Genomic DNA, 17,536 nt, shown 5'->3' on the forward strand with positions numbered 1-17,536 from the left:
GCGGTCCGTACCGCGCTTCGTGTCATCGCATCCGCCACGGGTAGCTGTCCCGCCATGTCCGAGCTGCTGACCGGGGACCTGTACGCGTTCGAGAGCCTGCTCGCCGGCGAGGAGCGCGCGACGTTGCTGCGCGTGCGCGAGTTCCTCGCGGAGAAGGTCGTGCCCATCGCGAACGAGTGCTGGGCGCGCGCGGAGTTCCCCGTTGACCTGGTGAAGGAGTACGCCGAGCTGGGCATCGCCGGCCTGGCCTATCCCGAGTGCCCCGGGCCCAAGCCGAGCGGCCTGCTCAGCGGCTTCCTGGCGCTGGAGATGGCCCGCGCCGACCCGTCGATGGCCACGTTCTTCGGCGTGCACACCGGCCTGGCCATGGGCAGCATCGCCGCCTGCGGGTCGGCGGAGCAGCGGGAGCGGTGGTTGCCGGGGATGAGCAGGATGGAGCAGATCGGGGCGTTCGCGCTCACCGAGCCGGCCGGCGGTTCCGACGTCTCGGGCGGGATGCGGACCACGGCCAGGCGCGAGGGCGGGGAGTGGGTGCTCGACGGGGCCAAGCGCTGGATCGGCAACGGCACGTTCGCCGACCTGATCGTCGTCTGGGCCAGGGACGTGGAGGACGGGCACGTCAAGGGGTTCGTGGTGGAGCAGGGCACGCCTGGCTTCACCGCGACGAAGATCGAGAACAAGATGGCGCTGCGCACGGTGCAGAACGCCGACATCACGCTGTCCGGCTGCCGCGTCCCCGAGGAGAACCGGCTGCGGAACGCGGGCTCGTTCCGCGACACGGCCAGGATCCTGCGCAGGACCCGCAGCGGGGTGGCCTGGCAGGCGGTCGGCATCATGCTCGCCGCGTACGAGATCGCGCTGCGCTACGCCAAGGAGCGCGAGCAGTTCGGCCGGCCCATCGCCAAGTTCCAGCTCGTGCAGGACCTGCTGGTCAGGATGCTCGGGAACGCCACCGCCTGCCTGGGCATGGTGGTGCGCCTGGCGCAGTTGCAGGACGACGACGTCTTCCGCGACGAGCACTCGGCGCTGGCCAAGGCGTACTGCACGAGCCGGATGCGGGAGGTCGTCGGCTGGGCCCGCGAGCTGCTCGCCGGGAACGGGATCATCCTCGACTACGACATCGCCCGGTTCGTCGCCGACGCCGAGGCGATCTACTCCTACGAGGGCACCCGGGAGATCAACACGCTCATCGTCGGCCGCGCGGTGACCGGGATGAGTGCCTTTGTCTGACTACCCACCGTGAACTCCCCGCGATCACGGTCACGAACCGTGTGCTGACAAAGAGTCAACATTACTTTCGGGAGGTTTCTTCGCATCCGTACCTTGAAGTCCATCTGCCCCATCGGCATAGTGGACGGACCACAGGCGCACCCAGTCGTGGCGGGCAACCTCGGGGGCGGTAGCAAGGTCACGACTGCCCGGCGCACGCCCCCCACGCGCGGAATTGGACATTGACGGATGAGCTCGCCCCCGCCTCTTCGCAGCAAGCTGCTCAGGATCCTCCTGCTTCCGCTGGTCTCCATGGTGGCCCTCTGGGGGTTCATCGCCTACTCGAGCGTGGCCGAGATCGCGACGGTCTCGCAGATCCAGAGCCGGTGGGAGTCCATCGGCGCGCCGGTGCTCCAGCTCATCGTGGAGTTACAGAAGGAGCGGCAGCTTTCGGCGGAGGCGCCGGGCAGCACCGCCGCGTACAAGCCGCTGACCGACCAGCGGAAGGTCACCGACAACCAGGTCAAGCGGCTGCGGGAGGTCATCGCGACCCTCGACGCCGACGCGGTCGGCGAGACCCCGGCCCAGGTGCAGGCGATGGTGCAGGCCCTCGACGGGCTGCAGTCGCTGCGCGCCTCCGCCGACGGCGGCGTGCTGGCGCCCACGCTGACGATCATCGAGGCGTACAACAACCTGATCGCCGTCGCCAACCAGCAGTTCACCGACCGCGACGCGATGAGCGACGCCTCGGCCTACCAGTCGGTGCGCGGCATGACGGCCTACAGCACCTCGGCGGAGTACCTGTGGCGTGAGCACGCCGTGCTCACCACCACGCTGGTGCGCCGCAACATGACCCCGACCGACCGCGCGGCGTTCGTCGCCGCCATGACCGCCCGGCGGCTGGCCCTGGCCAACGCCGAGCGTGACGCCTCGCCGGAGCTGCGCGCGGCCTACGACCAGCTCGTGGGCAGCGCCCCCTACAAGCGGGTGGTGTCGGTCGAGGACGAGCTGTTCTCGTACGACACCGGAGGGCCGCCCCCGGTGTCGGCCGGCGAGTGGCGCGGCGACGCCGAGGCCGTGCTGGCCCAGATCAACCGTGACACGCAGGCCGAGCTGATCCGCGCGGCGGCGTCGGGCGAGGCGCAGAAGACCGCGGCGTACTGGCGGATCGGCGTCGTGCTGCTGCTCGGCCTGGCCATGGTGATCCTTTCGGTGTGGCTGTCGTACCGGTTCGGCCGGTCGCTGGTCGTCGAGCTGCGGCGGCTGCAGGGCTCGGCGGTGGAGCTGGCCGAGCAGCGGCTGCCCCGGCTGGTCGAGCGGCTGCGCCGCGGCGACGACGTGGACCCGGCCACCGAGGCGCCCGGCCTCGACCCGGCCGAGACCGCCGAGGTGGACCGCGTGGTGCACGCCTTCTCCGCGGTACGCCGCACCGCGGTCGAGGCCGCCGTCGGCCAGGCGGCCCTGCGCAAGGGCGTCGGCCAGGTCTTCCTCAACCTGGCCCGGCGCAACCAGGCGCTGCTGCACCGCCAGCTCGCGCTGCTGGACACCATGGAGCGGCGCGTGGACGAGCCCGAGGTCCTGGAGGACCTGTTCAAGCTCGACCACCTGACCACCCGCATGCGCCGGCACGCCGAGAACCTGATCATCCTGTCCGGCTCCTCCCCCGCGCGCCGCTGGCGCGACCCGGTGCCGCTGTTCGACGTGGTACGGGCGGCGGTGCTGGAGGTCGAGGACTACACCCGCGTGACGGTCGCGCCGATGCCCGACGCCCCGCTGCTGGTCGGCGCCGCGGTCACCGACGTGATCCACCTGGTCGCCGAGCTGGTGGAGAACGCCACCGTGTTCTCCCCGCCCAACACGACCGTGCAGGTACGCGGCGTGACGGCGGCCAACGGGATGGCGCTGGAGGTCGAGGACCGCGGTCTGGGCCTGAACGACGCCACCCTGCGCGACCTCAACGACCGGCTGTCCGACGTGCCCGAGTTCGACCTGGCCGACAGCGACCGGCTCGGGCTGTTCGTGGTGGCGCGGCTCGCGGCGCGGCACGGGATCAAGATCGTGCTGCGGCGGTCGCCGTACGACGGGACCACCGCGATCGTGCTGCTGCCCGCCGGGCTGCTCGCCGAGGCCCAGCCGCTGGCCCTCACCGCGGGACCGGCCGCCGCCGCTCACACCTCCGGGAGCTCCCCCGGGCACGCCGCCGGGAACGCCCCTGGGCACGCCGCCGGGAACACCCCCGGCCGGACCGCCGGCCACGATGCCGTCAACGGCCGCGCGACCCGGCCCGTACGCGGCACCTGGTTCGAGCCCGGCCCCATGCAGAACAGGACCGATCCCGCGCCCGAGCCCCCGCGGGCGCTTCCGCAGGAAGGCGGCCCGGCGCCGGTGTCCGGATCGCCGCTGAGCGGTCACCCGGACCTCGAGCAGCTGATCGGGTTCGGGAACGATCTCGCCGGTGGGGCCGTGCCCGGCCCCGCCACGACCTCCGGCCCGCCCGCGGGCTGGAGCGTCACCGTGCCGCCCCAGGAGGCGGACGAGGATCTCGACGGGCTGCCGATGCGGATCCCGCAGGCCAGCCTCGCTCCCCAGCTGCGCGTCGACGCGCGGCCGGAGCGGCGCGGGCCAGGCGGGCGCTCGCCCGAAGAGCTCGCAAAGCTCATGTCGTCCATGCAACGCGGCTGGCAGGAAGGTCGCCAGCACGCGGAGCAGGAGCCCGGCATGTGGAATCGAAAGGACGACCAACCCGATGCCTGACCCCAGAAGCGAACTGAGCTGGCTGCTCGACGACCTCATCCAGCGCGTGCCCGGCATCCGGCATGCCATCGTGCTGTCCGCCGACGGGCTGTCCATGGGCAGCTCCCGCGGCTTGACCAGGGAGGACGCCGAGCACCTGTCCGCCATCTCCGCCGGCAGCCACAGCCTCGCCATGGGAGCGGGCCGGCACTTCGGACTGGGCGGCGTACGGCAGACGATCATCGAGATGGAGGAGGGCTTCCTCTTCGTCACCGCCGCGGGGCAGGGGGCGCGGCTGGCCGTGCTGGCCACGGCCGACGCCGAGCTGGGCATGGTCACGTACGAGATGGCGCTGATGGTCAAGCGGGTCGGCGAGCACCTGTCCGCGCATCCGAGGGGAGCGGCACCGGCACCCGCCTGGAACGGCGCGAGACCGTGACAGGGGAGGATCCCGGCCCGCTGATCCGGCTGTACGGGCTGACCGGCGGCCGGGCGCGTCCGCAGGGCGAGTCGTTCGACCTGATGGCCATCGTCATCACGGTCGGCGACTCCCCCCAGCCCGGGGACCTGATCCCCGAGCATCGCGCCGTGCTCTCGCTGTGCCGCAGGCCCACCCCCGTGGCGGACGTCGCGGCCCACCTCAGGCTGCCGATCAACATCACCCGCGTGATCCTCGGCGATCTGCGGCGGGACGGCCTGGTCAGCATCGAGCGCCCGCGCCCCGTCGCGCAGACGATCGACGAACGTATCTACAGGGAAGTGCTGGATGGGCTACGCAGTCTCTGACCCTGGTACGACCAGGGCTCCCTCGGCCCTGGCCATCAAGATTCTCATCGCGGGCGGCTTCGGGGTCGGCAAGACGACCATGGTCGGCACGATCAGCGAGATCCGGCCGCTGCACACCGAGGAGCTGCTGAGCGATCGGGGCATCGGGGTGGACGACACCTCGGGCGTGGAGTCCAAGACCACCACGACCGTGGCGCTGGACTTCGGCCGCATCACCATCCGCGACGGGTTGTGGCTGTACCTGTTCGGCACGCCCGGGCAGGACCGGTTCTGGTTCATGTGGGACGAGCTGGCCCTGGGCGCGCTCGGGGCCGTCGTGCTCGCCGACACGCGGCGCCTGCAGGACTGCTTCCCGGCGGTGGACTACTTCGAGCAGCGCGGGATCCCGTTCGTGGTGGGGGTGAACTGCTTCGACGGCGCCCGCCGGTACGAGCCGGAGAAGGTGCGGCGGGCGCTCGGGCTGGGCAACCACATCCCGATCGTGCTGTGCGACGTGCGGCGGCGCGTGTCGGTGAAGGAAGTGCTCACCACGCTCGTCACGTACGCGGTCAAGGGGGTGTGACCGGCGCCGGCGCTCGATCCGGCGTGACCTGCTGTCCCGGTGCCGGCGCGGCCTCGCGCGGCGCCGGTGCCGGGCGAAGGCTCGGCCTCCTGTTTCGTGCCTGGTCAGCCGGGTAGTCGGGAGGCGCACACATCGGCGGCCCCGTGCCACCAACCCCTCGGCGACCCCCGGCGCCCGGAGCAGCCGGCGAGGGTCGTGAGGAGGGGGCATTGAGCGAGATCCACGGCATGTGCGAGCCCAGGTTCCGCGCGGTGCGGGAGGCGTTCGCGCGCAACTTCGCCGAGGGGCGGGAGCTGGGCGCCTCGGTGGCCGTCTACCAGCGCGGGCGGGCCGTCGTCGACCTGTGGGGCGGGCAGGCGGGCCGGGACGAGGCCTGGCGGCAGGACACGATCACGCTCCTGGCCTCGGCCACCAAGGGGCTGGTCGCCACGGCCGCGATGCTGCTGGTCGATCGCGGCCTGCTCGACCTCGACACGCCGATCGCGGAGTACTGGCCGGAGTTCGGGGCGGGGGGCAAGGCCGACATCCCGCTGCGGTGGGTGCTGGGGCACCGGTCGGGGGTGGTGACCGTCGATCCGCCGCTGACCATGGTGGACCTCGAAGGGGGCACGGCGGTGGGCGAGGCCCTGGCGGCCGCCGTACCCGCGTGGGAGCCGGGCCGGGCGCACGGGTATCACTGCCTGACCATGGGATGGCTGGTCGGCGAGGTCGTCCGGCGGGTCACGGGGCTGTCGGTGCAGCGCTTCTTCGCCCAGGAGATCGCCGGTCCGCTGGGCCTCGACCTGCACGTCGGCCTGTCCGGCGCGTGGGGACGGCGGCTGGCGGGCCTCGTGCCGCCCACCGGGGAGCAGCTCCTCCAGGGGCGTGCCAACCCCGAACTCGCGGGGCTGAACCGGGCCATCTGCGATCCCGCGTCCCTGTTCCACCGCTCGACGTTCGGCAGCATCTCGCTGGCGGGCAACCCCCTGGCCGCCGTCGGCGCGCCCCAGGCCGAGATCCCGTCCTGCGGCGGTGCGGGCAACGCCTCGGGGCTCGCCCGCATGTACGCCGCCCTCGTCGGCGAGGTCGACGGCATCCGCCTGCTACGCCCGGAGACCGCCGACCGGGCCCGCACCGTCGAGGCGTGCGGCATGGATCTGGTGCTGCGCTGCCACACCTCGTACGGGCGGGGCTTCCTGCTCCCCGGCGGGCCGATGTGGCCGGGCGACTGCTCCCCCACGGCCTTCGGCCACCCGGGCGTCACCGGCGTCTTCGCCTACGCCGACCCGGATCACGAGCTCGGCTTCGCCTACGTGCCCAACCGCATGACCGAGCTCATCGAGGGCGGTGACGACCGGGTCAGGCCCCTCATCGAGGCCACCCACCGCTCCGCCTGCGCCTGACCGCCCCCTGACCGCCCCGATCAGGCCGGTCAGAGGTAGGGACCTGCGCCCGGGCCGGATGCGGGGCCGGGCGGGCGGGGGAGGTCGGGGCGGGCGGCCTGCTGGAGGGTGAGCCCGACCCTGATGCCTTGGAAGACGCCTTCCAGCCACCCGACGAGCTGGCTCTGCGCGATCCGGATCTCGGACTGGGTGAGCGTCTCGGAGGAGGCGGGCAGCAACCGCCGCAGCTCGTCGCGCAGCTCGGGCGCCACGGAGTCCCCGATCTCCTCGACGACCCGCGTGTGGATGTGCTGCAACGTGTCGCGGGCGTGCTCGTCCAGGGTCAGCCCGCGGGCCTCGTCGAGCAGCGACCGCGCCATGGTGCTCACGCGCAGCAGCCGGGCGGGTTCCTTGACCCGTCCGATCTCGACCTCCGCGGCCGACTCCGCGGACGGGCCGCCGTCGCCGGGCAGCCCGTCGGGCGGGCGCGCGGCGCCGTCCGGCGAGCGCGGTCCCGGCGGACCGGCCGAGGAACGCGCGTCCGATGAGCGCGGGCCGGAAGGCCCGTACGTGGGGCGCGGACCCGAGGGCCCGTCCGGCGGGTGCGGGCCGGTTGGTGGTGTCATGTCGGCGTCCTGAGAGGTCGCGGATCGCTCGAAAGCGCGGTCATGACGCACCCTGCCCACGTTCGCGCTGCTCACGCCCCCCGGCACGCGATCAGGCCCGCAGCGGCAGCTCGTCCAGGACCTTGGCGGCCAGCTCGCGGGCGGGCTGCTCGTAGGCGCGGGCGAGGGTGCGGGTGACCTGCTCGGCCCGGATGGCGGGCCAGTCGGGCGGCAGGTGCTCGGCGGGCAGGTGCGGGTCCTGGCGGACGAGTTGCAGCCAGTCGGTGTGCAGCAGAAGCTGGCGCGCCAGGTCGTCGGGCAGCGCGGCCTGGGGGTCGGGGGTGTCCCAGCGGTCGAGGAAGGCGTGGTAGCGGGCGGCGATCTGCCCGGTGTCGAACGCCTTGCGCACGAGGTCGGCCGACTCCGTCGGCTCGGCGGCGCTGGCGGTCAGCACGGTGACGTGGTCGCGCAGGCCGAGGTCTGCCACGATGGCGCGGACGTCCTTGACGCCGGGAGCGATCCACATGCCGCTCTGCAGCAGCCCGAACCCCGCCCAGATGAGCTGGGAGCGCAGGTCGTGGCGGGTGGCGCGGCGGTCGTCGGGCAGCGAGAAGCCGACCAGGGTCCAGGCGCCGTCCCAGCCCCGGTTGACGGCGCCGGTCTCCCACATGCGCCGCCGCCCGTCCTCCAGGACGGCCGTGGCGTGCGCGGTGAGCCCGAAGTACGTCTTGCGCCCCGAACGGTGCCGCGCCAGCAACCCCCGCTTGACCATGCGGGTCAGCGTCGAGCGCACCGCCTCCTCCGTCACGCCGAGGCGGGCGAACACGTCGATGACGCTGCCGGAGTAGACCGCGACGTCGCGGCCCAGCACGTAGACGCCGAGGAAGCTGAACATCAGCGACTGGGGGCGCGTGGACGGGGCCTGAGGCAGGTCGTCTCCCTCGCGAAAAGTCACAAGCCGAGGGTAGACGGATCCGAGATATTGGGCAAAACTTTGACGCAGGTCGCAAGTTTGCCCCACGTTTGCAGACATGAGGTGACGTGTATGGATTTGTCAGGAAAAGTGGCTGTGGTCACGGGCGCCGGCCGGGGGCTCGGCTGCGCGTACGCCGAGGCGCTGGCCGCAGCCGGTGCGGCCGTGGTGGTCAACGACGTGGACGCGGGAACCGCCGGTGAGGCGGCCGCGGCGATCCGGGAGGCGGGCGGCCGGGCGGTGGCCGCGCCCGGAGCGGTCGGCGGCACGGAGGTGGCCGAGAGCCTGGTGGCCACGGCGGTGGCGGAGTTCGGCCGGCTGGACGTGCTGGTGACCAACGCCGGCGTGCTGCGCGACCGGGTGTTGTGGAAGATGTCCGACGACGACTTCGACACCGTCATCGACGTCCACCTGCGCGGCACGTTCAGCTGCGCCAGGGCGGCGGCCACCAGGATGCGCGAGCAGGGCGAGGGCGGGCGGCTGATCCTCATCTCCTCCCCCGCCGGGCAGCGCGGCAACTTCGGCCAGACGAACTACGCCGCGGCCAAGGCCGGCATCGTCGCCATGGCCCGCACCTGGGCGATGGAGCTGGCCAGGGCGAACATCACGGTCAACGCGGTGGTGCCGGTGGCCGCCACCGAGATGACCAGGACCATCCCCGCCTTCGCCCCTCACCTGGAGGAGGCCGAGCGCACCGGCGCGCCGCTGCCCGCCTGGCTGCGCAGGGACGAGGGCATGGGCACGGTCCAGGACGTGGCCGGGCTGATCGTCTACCTCGCCTCCGACGCGTCCGGGGAGGTGACCGGGCAGGCGATCGGGATCGGCGGCGACAGGCTCGCCCTCTGGTCGCACCCGGCCGAGAAGGCGGTGGCCTACGCCGACGGCGGCTGGAGCGCCGACGCGATCGCGGCCGCCTGGGGCGACTTCGAGCCCGAGACGTACGGCATCCCCGCGCCCAAGGTGCCGGCCCCATGAACCTCGACGAGCTCACCGCCATCGACGTGCACACCCACGCCGAGATCTCCAGGGACGGCCACACCTCGCTCAGCCCCGAGCTGTTCGGCGCCTCCGCGGAGTACTTCGGCTCGCACGAGCGGCCGACGATCGACCGGATGGCCGCCTACTACCGGGAACGGCGGATGGCGGCGGTGGTGTTCACCGTCGACGCCGAGCACGCCACCGGTCACCCGCGCATCTCCAACGAGGAGATCGCCGAGAGCTGCGCCGCGCACGCCGACGTGCTGATCCCGTTCGGCAGCGTCGACCCGCACAAGGGCCGGGCGGGCGCCCGCGAGGCCCGCCGGCTCGTCGAGGAGCACGGGGTGCGCGGGTTCAAGTTCCACCCCAGCATCCAGGGCTTCGACCCGAACGACCGGCTCGCCTACCCGCTGTACGAGGTCATCGAGGAGCTGGGCGCGATCGCGCTGTTCCACACCGGCCAGACCGGCATCGGCGCGGGCGTGCCCGGCGGGGCCGGGGTGCGGCTCAGGCACTCCAACCCGATGCTGGTCGACGACGTGGCCGTGGACTTCCCCCACCTGAAGATCATCCTGGCCCATCCGTCGTTCCCCTGGCAGGACGAGGCCCTGGCCGTCGCCACCCACAAACCGGGCGTGCACATCGACCTGTCCGGCTGGTCGCCCAAGTACTTCCCGCCCCAGCTCGTCCGCTACGCCAACACCCTGCTCAAGGACAAGGTGCTGTTCGGCTCCGACTACCCCGTCATCACCCCGGACCGCTGGCTCAAGGACTTCGCCGCCCTCGACATCAAGCCCGAGGTCCGCCCCAAGATCCTCAAGGACAACGCCGCCCGCCTGCTCGGCCTCGCATCGAAGGAGACCCAGGGATGACCACCACCGCCGACGGCCTGGCAGAGATCAAGGCCCTGGCCGGCAAGGACCTCGGCCACACCGGCTGGCTGGAGATCGGCCAGGACCGGGTGAACACCTTCGCCGACGCCACCGACGACCACCAGTGGATCCACACCGACCAGGAGAGGGCGAAGGCCGGCCCGTTCGGCGGCACGATCGCGCACGGCTACCTCACGCTCGCCCTGGTCATCCCGCTCTTCACCGAGCTGCTGGAGATCAGGGGCGTCAGGATGAGCATCAACTACGGCCTGGACAAGGTGCGTTTCCCCGCCCCGGTCAAGGTCGGCGCCAGGATCCGCCTGGCCGGCCGGGTCGCCGAGGCCGAGGACGTGCCCGGCGACGGCGTCCAGATGCACGTGGACTTCACCATCGAGATCGACGGCGAGCCCAAGCCCGCCTGCGTCGCCCGCGCCATCTACCGCCACTACGCCTGACTTCCCGCCACGCCCCCCACGAACGGGATCACGCATGTCCAACCCCACCCAGCTACGCCGCGCCGTGGCCTCCAGCTTCCTCGGCAGCGTCATCGAGTACTACGACTTCCTCCTCTACGCCACCGCCTCCGCCCTGGTGTTCGGCAAGGTCTTCTTCTCCGACCTGAGCCCGCTGGCCGCCACGGTCGCCAGCCTCGGCACGTTCGCGACCGGCTACCTGGCGCGGCCGCTCGGCGGCGTCATCTTCGGCCACTTCGGCGACCGGCTCGGCCGCAAGCGCATGCTGGTGCTGACCATGACGCTCATGGGCGTGGCCAGCACCCTCATCGGCGTGCTGCCGACGTACGAGCAGATCGGCACCCTCGCTCCCGTCGCGCTCGTGCTGCTGCGCGTGGCGCAGGGCGTCGCGGTCGGCGGCGAGTGGGGCGGCGCGGTGCTCATGTCGGCCGAGCACGCGACCGGCCGCCGCGGCCTGTGGGCCAGCTTCACCAACGCCGGAGCGCCGTTCGGCATGCTGCTGTCCACGGCGGCGCTCAACGGCAGCGCCGCGATGATGGACGAGCAGGCGTTCCTGAGCTGGGGCTGGCGCATCCCGTTCCTGCTGAGCATCGTGCTGCTGGCGATCGGCCTGTTCGTGCGGGCCAGGGTGGCGGAGACGCCCGTCTTCGCCTCGGCCGCCTCGTCGGGCCCGGCGCGGCGCTCGGCGCCGCTGCTGGACGTGCTGCGCCACCACCCCAGGGCGTTGCTGCTCGGCATCGGGGTCGGGCTGTCGCCGTTCGTGCTGCAGGGCACGCTGACCACGTTCCTCGTCTCGTACGGGGTGCAGGCCGGGTTCGCCAGGCAGCAGGTGCTCAGCGCGCTCACCCTGACGTCGGGGCTCGCGGTCCTCGGCATCATCGGCTGGTCCGCGCTGTCGGACCGGGTGGGCCGCCGCCCGATCGTGCTGGCCGGCGCGGTGGCCGCCGCCGCGTTCGCGTTCGCGATCTTCCCGCTGGCCGACTCCGGCAGCGTCGGGCTGCTCACGCTCGCGCTCGTGCTCGGGCAGTCGATCATCCATCCCATGATGTACGGGCCGCTCGCCGCGCTGTACGCCGAGTTGTTCGCCACCCGCAGCCGCTACACCGGCGCCTCGCTCGGCTACCAGATCGCCGGCCTCGGCGCGGGGCTGGCCCCGCTGCTGTTCGCCCAGATCCAGGCCTCGACCGGGGGCGGCGGCACGGGGCTGATCTCCGCCGTCATCGCCGGGTTCTGCCTGCTGACCGTGGTGTGCACGGCGGCGCTGCGGGAGACGAGCCGTACCGACCTGGTGTCCTCCGCCGACCACAGCGGCGTATCCCGCTAGGAGCAACCCCCATGCGCAACGCCGGACTGGGCGGCTGGCCCGCCCGCCGCGCCCTGATGACCCCGGACCGCACGGCGTTCGTCCTCGGCGAGCGCCGCGTCACCTGGATGTTCGGCGTCACCACGATGTTCGCGGCGCTCGCCCGCTCGCCGCGCTGGGCCGGCGCCGACCTGTCCTCGGTGCGCACGCTGATGGCCGGGGGCGCACCCGTGCCGCCGGCGCTGATCCGCACGTACCAGGAGCGCGGGCTGGTGTTCTGCCAGGGGTACGGCCTCACCGAGACCGCTCCGGGCGCCACGTTCCTGGAGCCGAGCCAGAGCGCCCGCAAGGCCGGCTCGGCGGGCGTGCCGGTCTTCTTCGCCAACGTGCGCGTGGTCCGCCCCGACCTCACCGACACCGCTCCCGGCGAGCCGGGCGAGGTCCTCGTCCAGGGCCCGAACGTCACCCCCGGCTACTGGAACAACCCCTCCGCCACCCGGGCCGCGTTCGCCGACGGCGGCTGGTTCCGCTCCGGCGACATCGCCACCCGGGACGCCGACGGCCACCTCCACATCGTGGACCGGGCCAAGGACATGTTCATCTCCGGCGGCGAGAACGTGTACCCGGCCGAGGTCGAGGGCGTGCTGGCCGAGCATCCCGGCGTGGCGGAGGCGGCCGTGGTCGGCGTGCCGGACGGCACCTGGGGCGAGGTCGGGCACGCCTTCGTCATCCCCCGGCCCGGCGCGCGCGTCACCGCCGACGGGCTGCGCGGCTTCCTGCTCGACCGGCTGGCCAAGTACAAGATCCCCCGCTACTTCGACGTGGTGGACGATCTGCCGCGCACCGGCTCCGGCAAGATCCGCAAACCGGAGCTGCGCGCCCGGGCGGCCCGCTAGCGAGCACGTACGCGGCGCCGGCCCGCAGCTCGCCGACGGCGTGGCCGGCCGGTGAGGACCGGCGCGGCCCGCCGCCCGCCCTACGATGTGATCGTGACTCCGACTCCTCGACGCGCGCCCCGCACCGCCGCTCGCGGCGCAGCCGCACCCAGCATCCGGGATGTCGCCGCCGCCGCGGGAGTGTCGTACCAGACCGTCTCGCGCGTGCTGAACGAGTCGCCGCGCGTGCGGCCGGAGACCCGCACGGCGGTGCTGGCGGCGATCGAGAGCCTCGGCTTCCGCCCCAGCCGGACGGCGCGCGCCCTGAGCCTGGGCCGCGCCCGCGGCATCACCGTGGTCACCTCCAACACCATCCTGTACGGCTACGCGGCCACGCTGCAGGGCCTGGAGGAGGCCGCCAGGGCCGAGGGCATGGCCATGGGCATCAGGGTCGTGGAGTCGGCCGAGCCCGCCGAGGTGAAGCAGACCGTCGACCACGTCGCCGACGCCAGCGCGGGCGGGGTGGTGGTGATCGCGTTCGACCGGCTCGGCGTCGCGGTCCTGGAGGCGCTGCCCGAGCACGTCCCGGCCGTGGCCGCCGCCGAGCCGGCCGCGCCCGACCGGGGGCGCGTCGCCATCGCGCTCGACGAGCGCCGCGCCGCCGCCGACGCCACCCAGCACCTGCTGGACCTCGGCCATCGCACCGTCCACCACGTCGCCATCCCGTCCGAGGGGGAGGGCGCCGTGCCCGGCGGGCGGCTGGCCGGGTGGCGGGACGCGTTGCGGGCGGCGGGGGCCGGGATCCCCGAGCTGATCGGGTGCGGGTGGGACATCCGCTCGGCGTACGCGGCCGGGCAGCGGCTGGCCGCCTCGCCGGACGTCACCGCGATCCTGTGCGGCAACGACGACATCGCCCAGGGGGTGCGCAGGGCGCTGTACGACGCGGGCAAGGACGTGCCGGGTGACGTCAGCATCGTGGGCTTCGACGACATCCCGGGGTCGGCGTACTGGACGCCGGCGCTGACCACCGTGCGCATGGACTTCGCGGGCCTGGGCCGGGCCTGCTTCCACGCGGCGGTGGCCGAGCTGACCGGCGGCCCGCAGCCGGAGCCCGCTCTCACCCCGCCGGCGCTCGTGCTGCGCGAGTCCACCGCTCCGCCGCCCCAGCGCCGCTGATCCGGCTGCGCGGCAGGCGGTGTTCCGCCCGGGGCCGGCCCTCGCTCACCAGGGGCGCGGCAGGCACGCGATCTCCTGAAACGCGCGTGTAACGATCCAGCAAAGAGGGTTCCCCCGCCGGCATGTGACCGCTCACACTGAGGCTCAAGCATGTGACCGGTCACATGCCTCGGGAAAGCGAGTTCATTGATGCCTGCTGACGTCGTCGAGACCGTGCGCTGGGGGCACACCGGCCTCACCGCCGTCGTGGAGATCCACCCGGATCGCCCGGTCGCCCTGCGCGAGCTGTCGGCCGGAGCGCCACCCGCCACGGCGGCCCGCGCGTCCCAGCCGCTGGTGGAGGTGCTGGTGCCCGGCGAGGGCCGGGCCAGGGCGTCCCAGCGGCTGTCGGAGACGTCGGTGGGCTGCCGGCTGCGGTACGCGGGCGCCGAGCAGTCGAGCGACGGCGGCTGGCACGAGCTGCGGATCCGGATGCGGGACGAGGTCTCGGGCCTGGCCGCCGAGCTGATCATGCGTTCACCCGACGGCGTGCCCGCGGTGCAGGCGCGGGTCCGGGTGACCAACACCGGCCAGGGCCCGGTGCCCCTGCTGGCGGTCACCTCGTTCGCCGCGGTCTTCCCCGCGAACGGGATGAACGGCCTCGACGTCCTGTACGCCGACAGCGAGTGGCTCGGCGAGAACCGCTGGACCAGGCGCCCGCTCACCGAGCACGTCCCCGGCCTCGGCCTGCCCGAGCACGGCCAGCACGGCAAGGGCACGTTCGCCCTGACCAGCCAGGGCACCTGGTCGAGCGGCCGGCACGTGCCCATGGGCGGCCTGACCGACCGCGGCACCGGCCGTACGTGGCTGTGGCAGATCGAGCACAACGGCCCGTGGCGCTGGGAGACGGGCGAGCGGCTGGACGGCGCGTACGTCGCCCTGTCCGGCCCGACCGACCTCGACCACCAGTGGAGCGAGCTGCTCGCCCCGGGCGAGTCGTTCACCACCGTGCCGGTCGCGATCGCCGCCTCCGGCGACGGGGTGGAGGGTGCGGCGGCGGCGCTGACGGCCTATCGCCGCGCGCTGGTGCGCCCGCACCCCGACCGGGCCGCGCTCCCCGTCGTGTTCAACGACTACATGAACACGCTGATGGGCGACCCCACGACGGACAAGCTCCTTCCCCTGATCGACGCCGCCGCCGCGGCGGGCGCGCAGGTGTTCTGCGTGGACGCCGGCTGGTACGACGACGGCGGCGACTGGTGGGACAGCGTCGGCGAGTGGCAGCCCTCACAGACCCGCTTCCCCCGCGGCCTGGAGGAGGTCCTGGCCCGCATCGCCGGCCACGGCATGACACCCGGCCTGTGGCTGGAGCCCGAGGTGATCGGCGTGCGCAGCCCGATGGCCGGCAAGCTGCCCGCGGAGGCGTTCCTGCAGCGCGGCGGCGTGCGGCTGGCCGAGCACGGCCGCCACCACCTCGACCTGCGCCACCCCGCCGCGGTCGCGCACCTGGACCAGGTGGTGGACCGCCTGGTCGAGGAGCTGGGCGTCGGCTACTTCAAGCTCGACTACAACATCGACCCGGGCGCCGGCACCGACAGGGACGCCACCAGCGTCGGCGCGGGACTGCTCGCCCACAACCGGGCCCACCTGGCCTGGCTGGAGGGCGTGCTGGACCGCCATCCCCACCTGGTGCTGGAGAACTGCGGCTCGGGCGCGATGCGCATGGACTACGCGATGCTCTCGCGCCTGCAGTTGCAGTCCACCAGCGACCAGCAGGACTTCCTGCGCTACCCGCCGATCGCGGTCGCCGCGCCGCTGTCGATGCTGCCCGAGCAGGCCGCCAACTGGGCCTACCCCCAGCCTGACATGACCGGCGAGGAGATCGCCTTCACCATGGTCACCGGCATCCTCGGCCGCCTCTACCTGTCGGGCAACCTGCACCGGATGACGCCGGAGCAGTTCGATTCGGTCGAGCGGGGCGTGCGGCTGCACCAGAGCCTGCGCGCCGACCTGCTGCGCGCCACCCCGTGCTGGCCGCTCGGCCTGCCCGGCTGGGACGACCCCTGGCTCGCCCTCGGCCTGCGCACCGAGGACGTGACCCACCTGGGCATCTGGCGCCGTCCCGGAGCCCCGGCGGCCACCGTGCTGCACCTGCCCCACCTGGCCGGACGCCATCTCACCGCCGAGATCGCCTACCCGGCGGCGGACGGCTGGGCCTGCTCCTGGGACCCGCGGGCCGCCGAGCTCACCGTCACCGCCACCGTCCCCGCGCCCACCGCCCGCATCCTGCACCTCCGCCCCCTCTGAACGCCCCCTCCGAACCGAAGGAAGCCGAACCGTGAAGCTCGCACAGCGTGTCGCCGCCGCGTCGGCCCTCGTCCTGGCCGTCACGGCCTGCAGCGACCCCTCGGCGGGTCCCGCCGCGGCCCCCGCCACCGGCGGCTCGCCGGCCGCCTGGCCCTCGCCGACCGCCCGCCTGGACGGGGTGACGCTCACCATCTGGGCCGCCCAGAACAGCAACACCGTGCCCAAGGCCGTGACCGACGCCTTCACCCAGGCGACCGGGGCCAAGGTGGAGGTCGTCACCATCCCCGACCCGTACGAACAGGGCGTGCAGACCAAGGTGGCGACCGGGGACAAGCCCGACCTGGCGTTCTGGCAGCCGACGGCGTCCATGCTCACCGCGCTCAACGCCCGCGCCAACCTCCAGCCGCTCGACGGCGCCCCCTGGCTGTCCACGCTCTCCCCCGAGCTGCGCGACATCACGGGCCTGCTGGACGGCACCCGCTACGCCGCGCTCGTCACGAGCCCGGCGGTCCAGGGCGTCTACTACAACAAGCAGCACGTCAAGCAGCCGCCGAAGAACTTCGACGAGCTGGTCGAGGTGGCGCGCGCGCTCAAGGGCAAGGGGGTCACCCCGTTCTTCGAGATGGGCGGCGACAAGTGGGCCACCCAGTGGTGGGTGCAGGTCCAGCTCGCCGACGCCGCCAAGGACGGCCTGTGGGAGCGGGTCAACACGGGCAAGGAGACGTTCGAGGACAGGACGATCCTGGACGCGATCAAGAAGTACCGGGCGCTGATCGACGAGGGGCTGTTCAACGCCGACATCAAGACCGCGACGTTCGAGGACCAGGGCGAGGCGCTGCTGTCCGGCAAGGCGGCCATGGTGATGCAGGTGAACTCGTTCTTCGGCCAGCTCCAGGCCAAGGCGGACACCGCCGAGCTGGACGAGAAGATCGGCTTCTTCCCGATCTCGCCGTCGGGGAACGTGGGCACGTTCATCCCCGACCAGTCGAACGCGCTGGTGGCCTTCCGCACCGGCGACGCCAAGCGGGAGCAGGCCGCGCGGCAGCTCCTGGCGTACTGGATGGGACCGGGTTACGCCGGTTTCGTGGCCGACCGCAAGACCGTGTCGCTGCGTACGGACGTGCCGGCCCCGGACGGCGTGCCGCAGGCGCTGAAGGACGTGCACGCCTCGCTCGGCGGGTCGGTCGGGTCGATGCAGGCGCTGGCCGTGGCCAACCCCGACCTGTACCTGAACCTGGCCGACATGATCACCGGCAGCCTGACCCCCGAGCAGGTGGCGGCCGCCACGCAGAAGCAGTTCGCCCAGCTCGCCAAGGCCGCCGGCGCCACCGGCTTCTGACGCCG

16 protein-coding genes are annotated in these 17,536 nt (G+C 73.0%); 14 read left to right on the top strand and 2 right to left on the bottom strand.

The window, feature by feature from the left end; genetic code table 11:
* Nucleotides 1-54 precede the first annotated feature (54 nt).
* The 6 genes from ACBJ32_RS30720 (at nt 55) to ACBJ32_RS30745 (ending at nt 6,672) form a co-directional block, all read left to right on the top strand.
* On the top strand, nt 55-1,230 hold the full coding sequence (locus ACBJ32_RS30720; protein WP_375129661.1) for an acyl-CoA dehydrogenase family protein: 1,176 nt from the start codon (nt 55-57) through the stop codon (nt 1,228-1,230).
* 228 nt (nt 1,231-1,458) lie between these two features.
* The gene (locus tag ACBJ32_RS30725) at nt 1,459-3,963 is read left to right on the top strand and encodes a nitrate- and nitrite sensing domain-containing protein (RefSeq protein ID WP_375129662.1); all 2,505 of its coding nucleotides are present in this window, start codon (nt 1,459-1,461) and stop codon (nt 3,961-3,963) included.
* Complete coding sequence (locus ACBJ32_RS30730) at nt 3,956-4,381, top strand: roadblock/LC7 domain-containing protein (RefSeq protein ID WP_080041457.1); 426 nt, start codon at nt 3,956-3,958, stop codon at nt 4,379-4,381. Before ACBJ32_RS30725 ends, ACBJ32_RS30730 begins: the two co-directional genes overlap by 8 nt.
* Nucleotides 4,378-4,728 (top strand): DUF742 domain-containing protein, encoded by a 351-nt coding sequence (locus ACBJ32_RS30735; RefSeq protein ID WP_357880122.1) that lies wholly within the window; start codon nt 4,378-4,380, stop codon nt 4,726-4,728. Before ACBJ32_RS30730 ends, ACBJ32_RS30735 begins: the two co-directional genes overlap by 4 nt.
* Nucleotides 4,709-5,290 carry an ATP/GTP-binding protein gene (locus ACBJ32_RS30740; protein WP_357880119.1) on the top strand — a complete coding sequence of 194 codons (582 nt, stop codon included), beginning with the start codon at nt 4,709-4,711 and terminating at the stop codon, nt 5,288-5,290. Before ACBJ32_RS30735 ends, ACBJ32_RS30740 begins: the two co-directional genes overlap by 20 nt.
* A gap of 209 nt (nt 5,291-5,499) precedes the next feature.
* The gene (locus tag ACBJ32_RS30745) at nt 5,500-6,672 is read left to right on the top strand and encodes a serine hydrolase domain-containing protein (RefSeq protein ID WP_375129663.1); all 1,173 of its coding nucleotides are present in this window, start codon (nt 5,500-5,502) and stop codon (nt 6,670-6,672) included.
* 29 nt (nt 6,673-6,701) lie between these two features.
* On the opposite strand, the gene ACBJ32_RS30750 is transcribed toward ACBJ32_RS30745, so the two are convergent.
* A complete protein-coding gene (locus tag ACBJ32_RS30750; RefSeq protein ID WP_375129665.1) occupies nt 6,702-7,277 on the bottom strand; it encodes a proteasome activator in 576 nt (191 codons plus the stop codon).
* 91 nt (nt 7,278-7,368) lie between these two features.
* On the bottom strand, nt 7,369-8,211 hold the full coding sequence (locus ACBJ32_RS30755) for a PaaX family transcriptional regulator C-terminal domain-containing protein (RefSeq protein ID WP_375129666.1): 843 nt from the start codon (nt 8,209-8,211) through the stop codon (nt 7,369-7,371).
* Nucleotides 8,212-8,319: 108 nt separating this feature from the next.
* Between ACBJ32_RS30755 and ACBJ32_RS30760 the strand changes: the two genes are divergently transcribed.
* The 8 genes from ACBJ32_RS30760 to ACBJ32_RS30795 all read left to right on the top strand — a co-directional run bounded on the left by ACBJ32_RS30760 (nt 8,320) and on the right by ACBJ32_RS30795 (nt 17,531).
* Nucleotides 8,320-9,204: an SDR family oxidoreductase gene (locus ACBJ32_RS30760; protein ID WP_375129667.1), complete on the top strand. Its 885-nt coding sequence runs from the start codon at nt 8,320-8,322 to the stop codon at nt 9,202-9,204.
* Complete coding sequence (locus ACBJ32_RS30765; RefSeq protein ID WP_375129668.1) at nt 9,201-10,079, top strand: amidohydrolase family protein; 879 nt, start codon at nt 9,201-9,203, stop codon at nt 10,077-10,079. Before ACBJ32_RS30760 ends, ACBJ32_RS30765 begins: the two co-directional genes overlap by 4 nt.
* Nucleotides 10,076-10,534, top strand: a complete 459-nt coding sequence (locus tag ACBJ32_RS30770; protein WP_375129669.1) for a MaoC family dehydratase — start codon at nt 10,076-10,078, stop codon at nt 10,532-10,534. The genes ACBJ32_RS30765 and ACBJ32_RS30770 overlap by 4 nt, the downstream gene beginning before the upstream one ends.
* Before the next feature lie 34 nt (nt 10,535-10,568).
* Complete coding sequence (locus ACBJ32_RS30775) at nt 10,569-11,876, top strand: MFS transporter (protein ID WP_375129670.1); 1,308 nt, start codon at nt 10,569-10,571, stop codon at nt 11,874-11,876.
* A gap of 11 nt (nt 11,877-11,887) precedes the next feature.
* Nucleotides 11,888-12,751 (top strand): AMP-binding protein, encoded by an 864-nt coding sequence (locus tag ACBJ32_RS30780; RefSeq protein WP_375129671.1) that lies wholly within the window; start codon nt 11,888-11,890, stop codon nt 12,749-12,751.
* Between the two features lie 93 nt (nt 12,752-12,844).
* Nucleotides 12,845-13,906, top strand: a complete 1,062-nt coding sequence (locus ACBJ32_RS30785) for a LacI family DNA-binding transcriptional regulator (protein ID WP_375129673.1) — start codon at nt 12,845-12,847, stop codon at nt 13,904-13,906.
* A 189-nt stretch (nt 13,907-14,095) separates the two neighbouring features.
* Entirely contained in the window at nt 14,096-16,192 is a 2,097-nt protein-coding gene (locus ACBJ32_RS30790) for a glycoside hydrolase family 36 protein (RefSeq protein WP_375129674.1), read from the top strand.
* Nucleotides 16,193-16,223: 31 nt separating this feature from the next.
* Nucleotides 16,224-17,531, top strand: coding sequence for an ABC transporter substrate-binding protein (locus tag ACBJ32_RS30795; RefSeq protein WP_375129675.1), 1,308 nt, complete (start codon nt 16,224-16,226; stop codon nt 17,529-17,531).
* The last annotated feature ends 5 nt before the right edge of the window (nt 17,532-17,536 follow it).

The sequence above is a fragment of the Nonomuraea sp. GTA35 genome (assembly GCF_041950525.1).
GTDB lineage: Bacteria > Actinomycetota > Actinomycetes > Streptosporangiales > Streptosporangiaceae > Nonomuraea.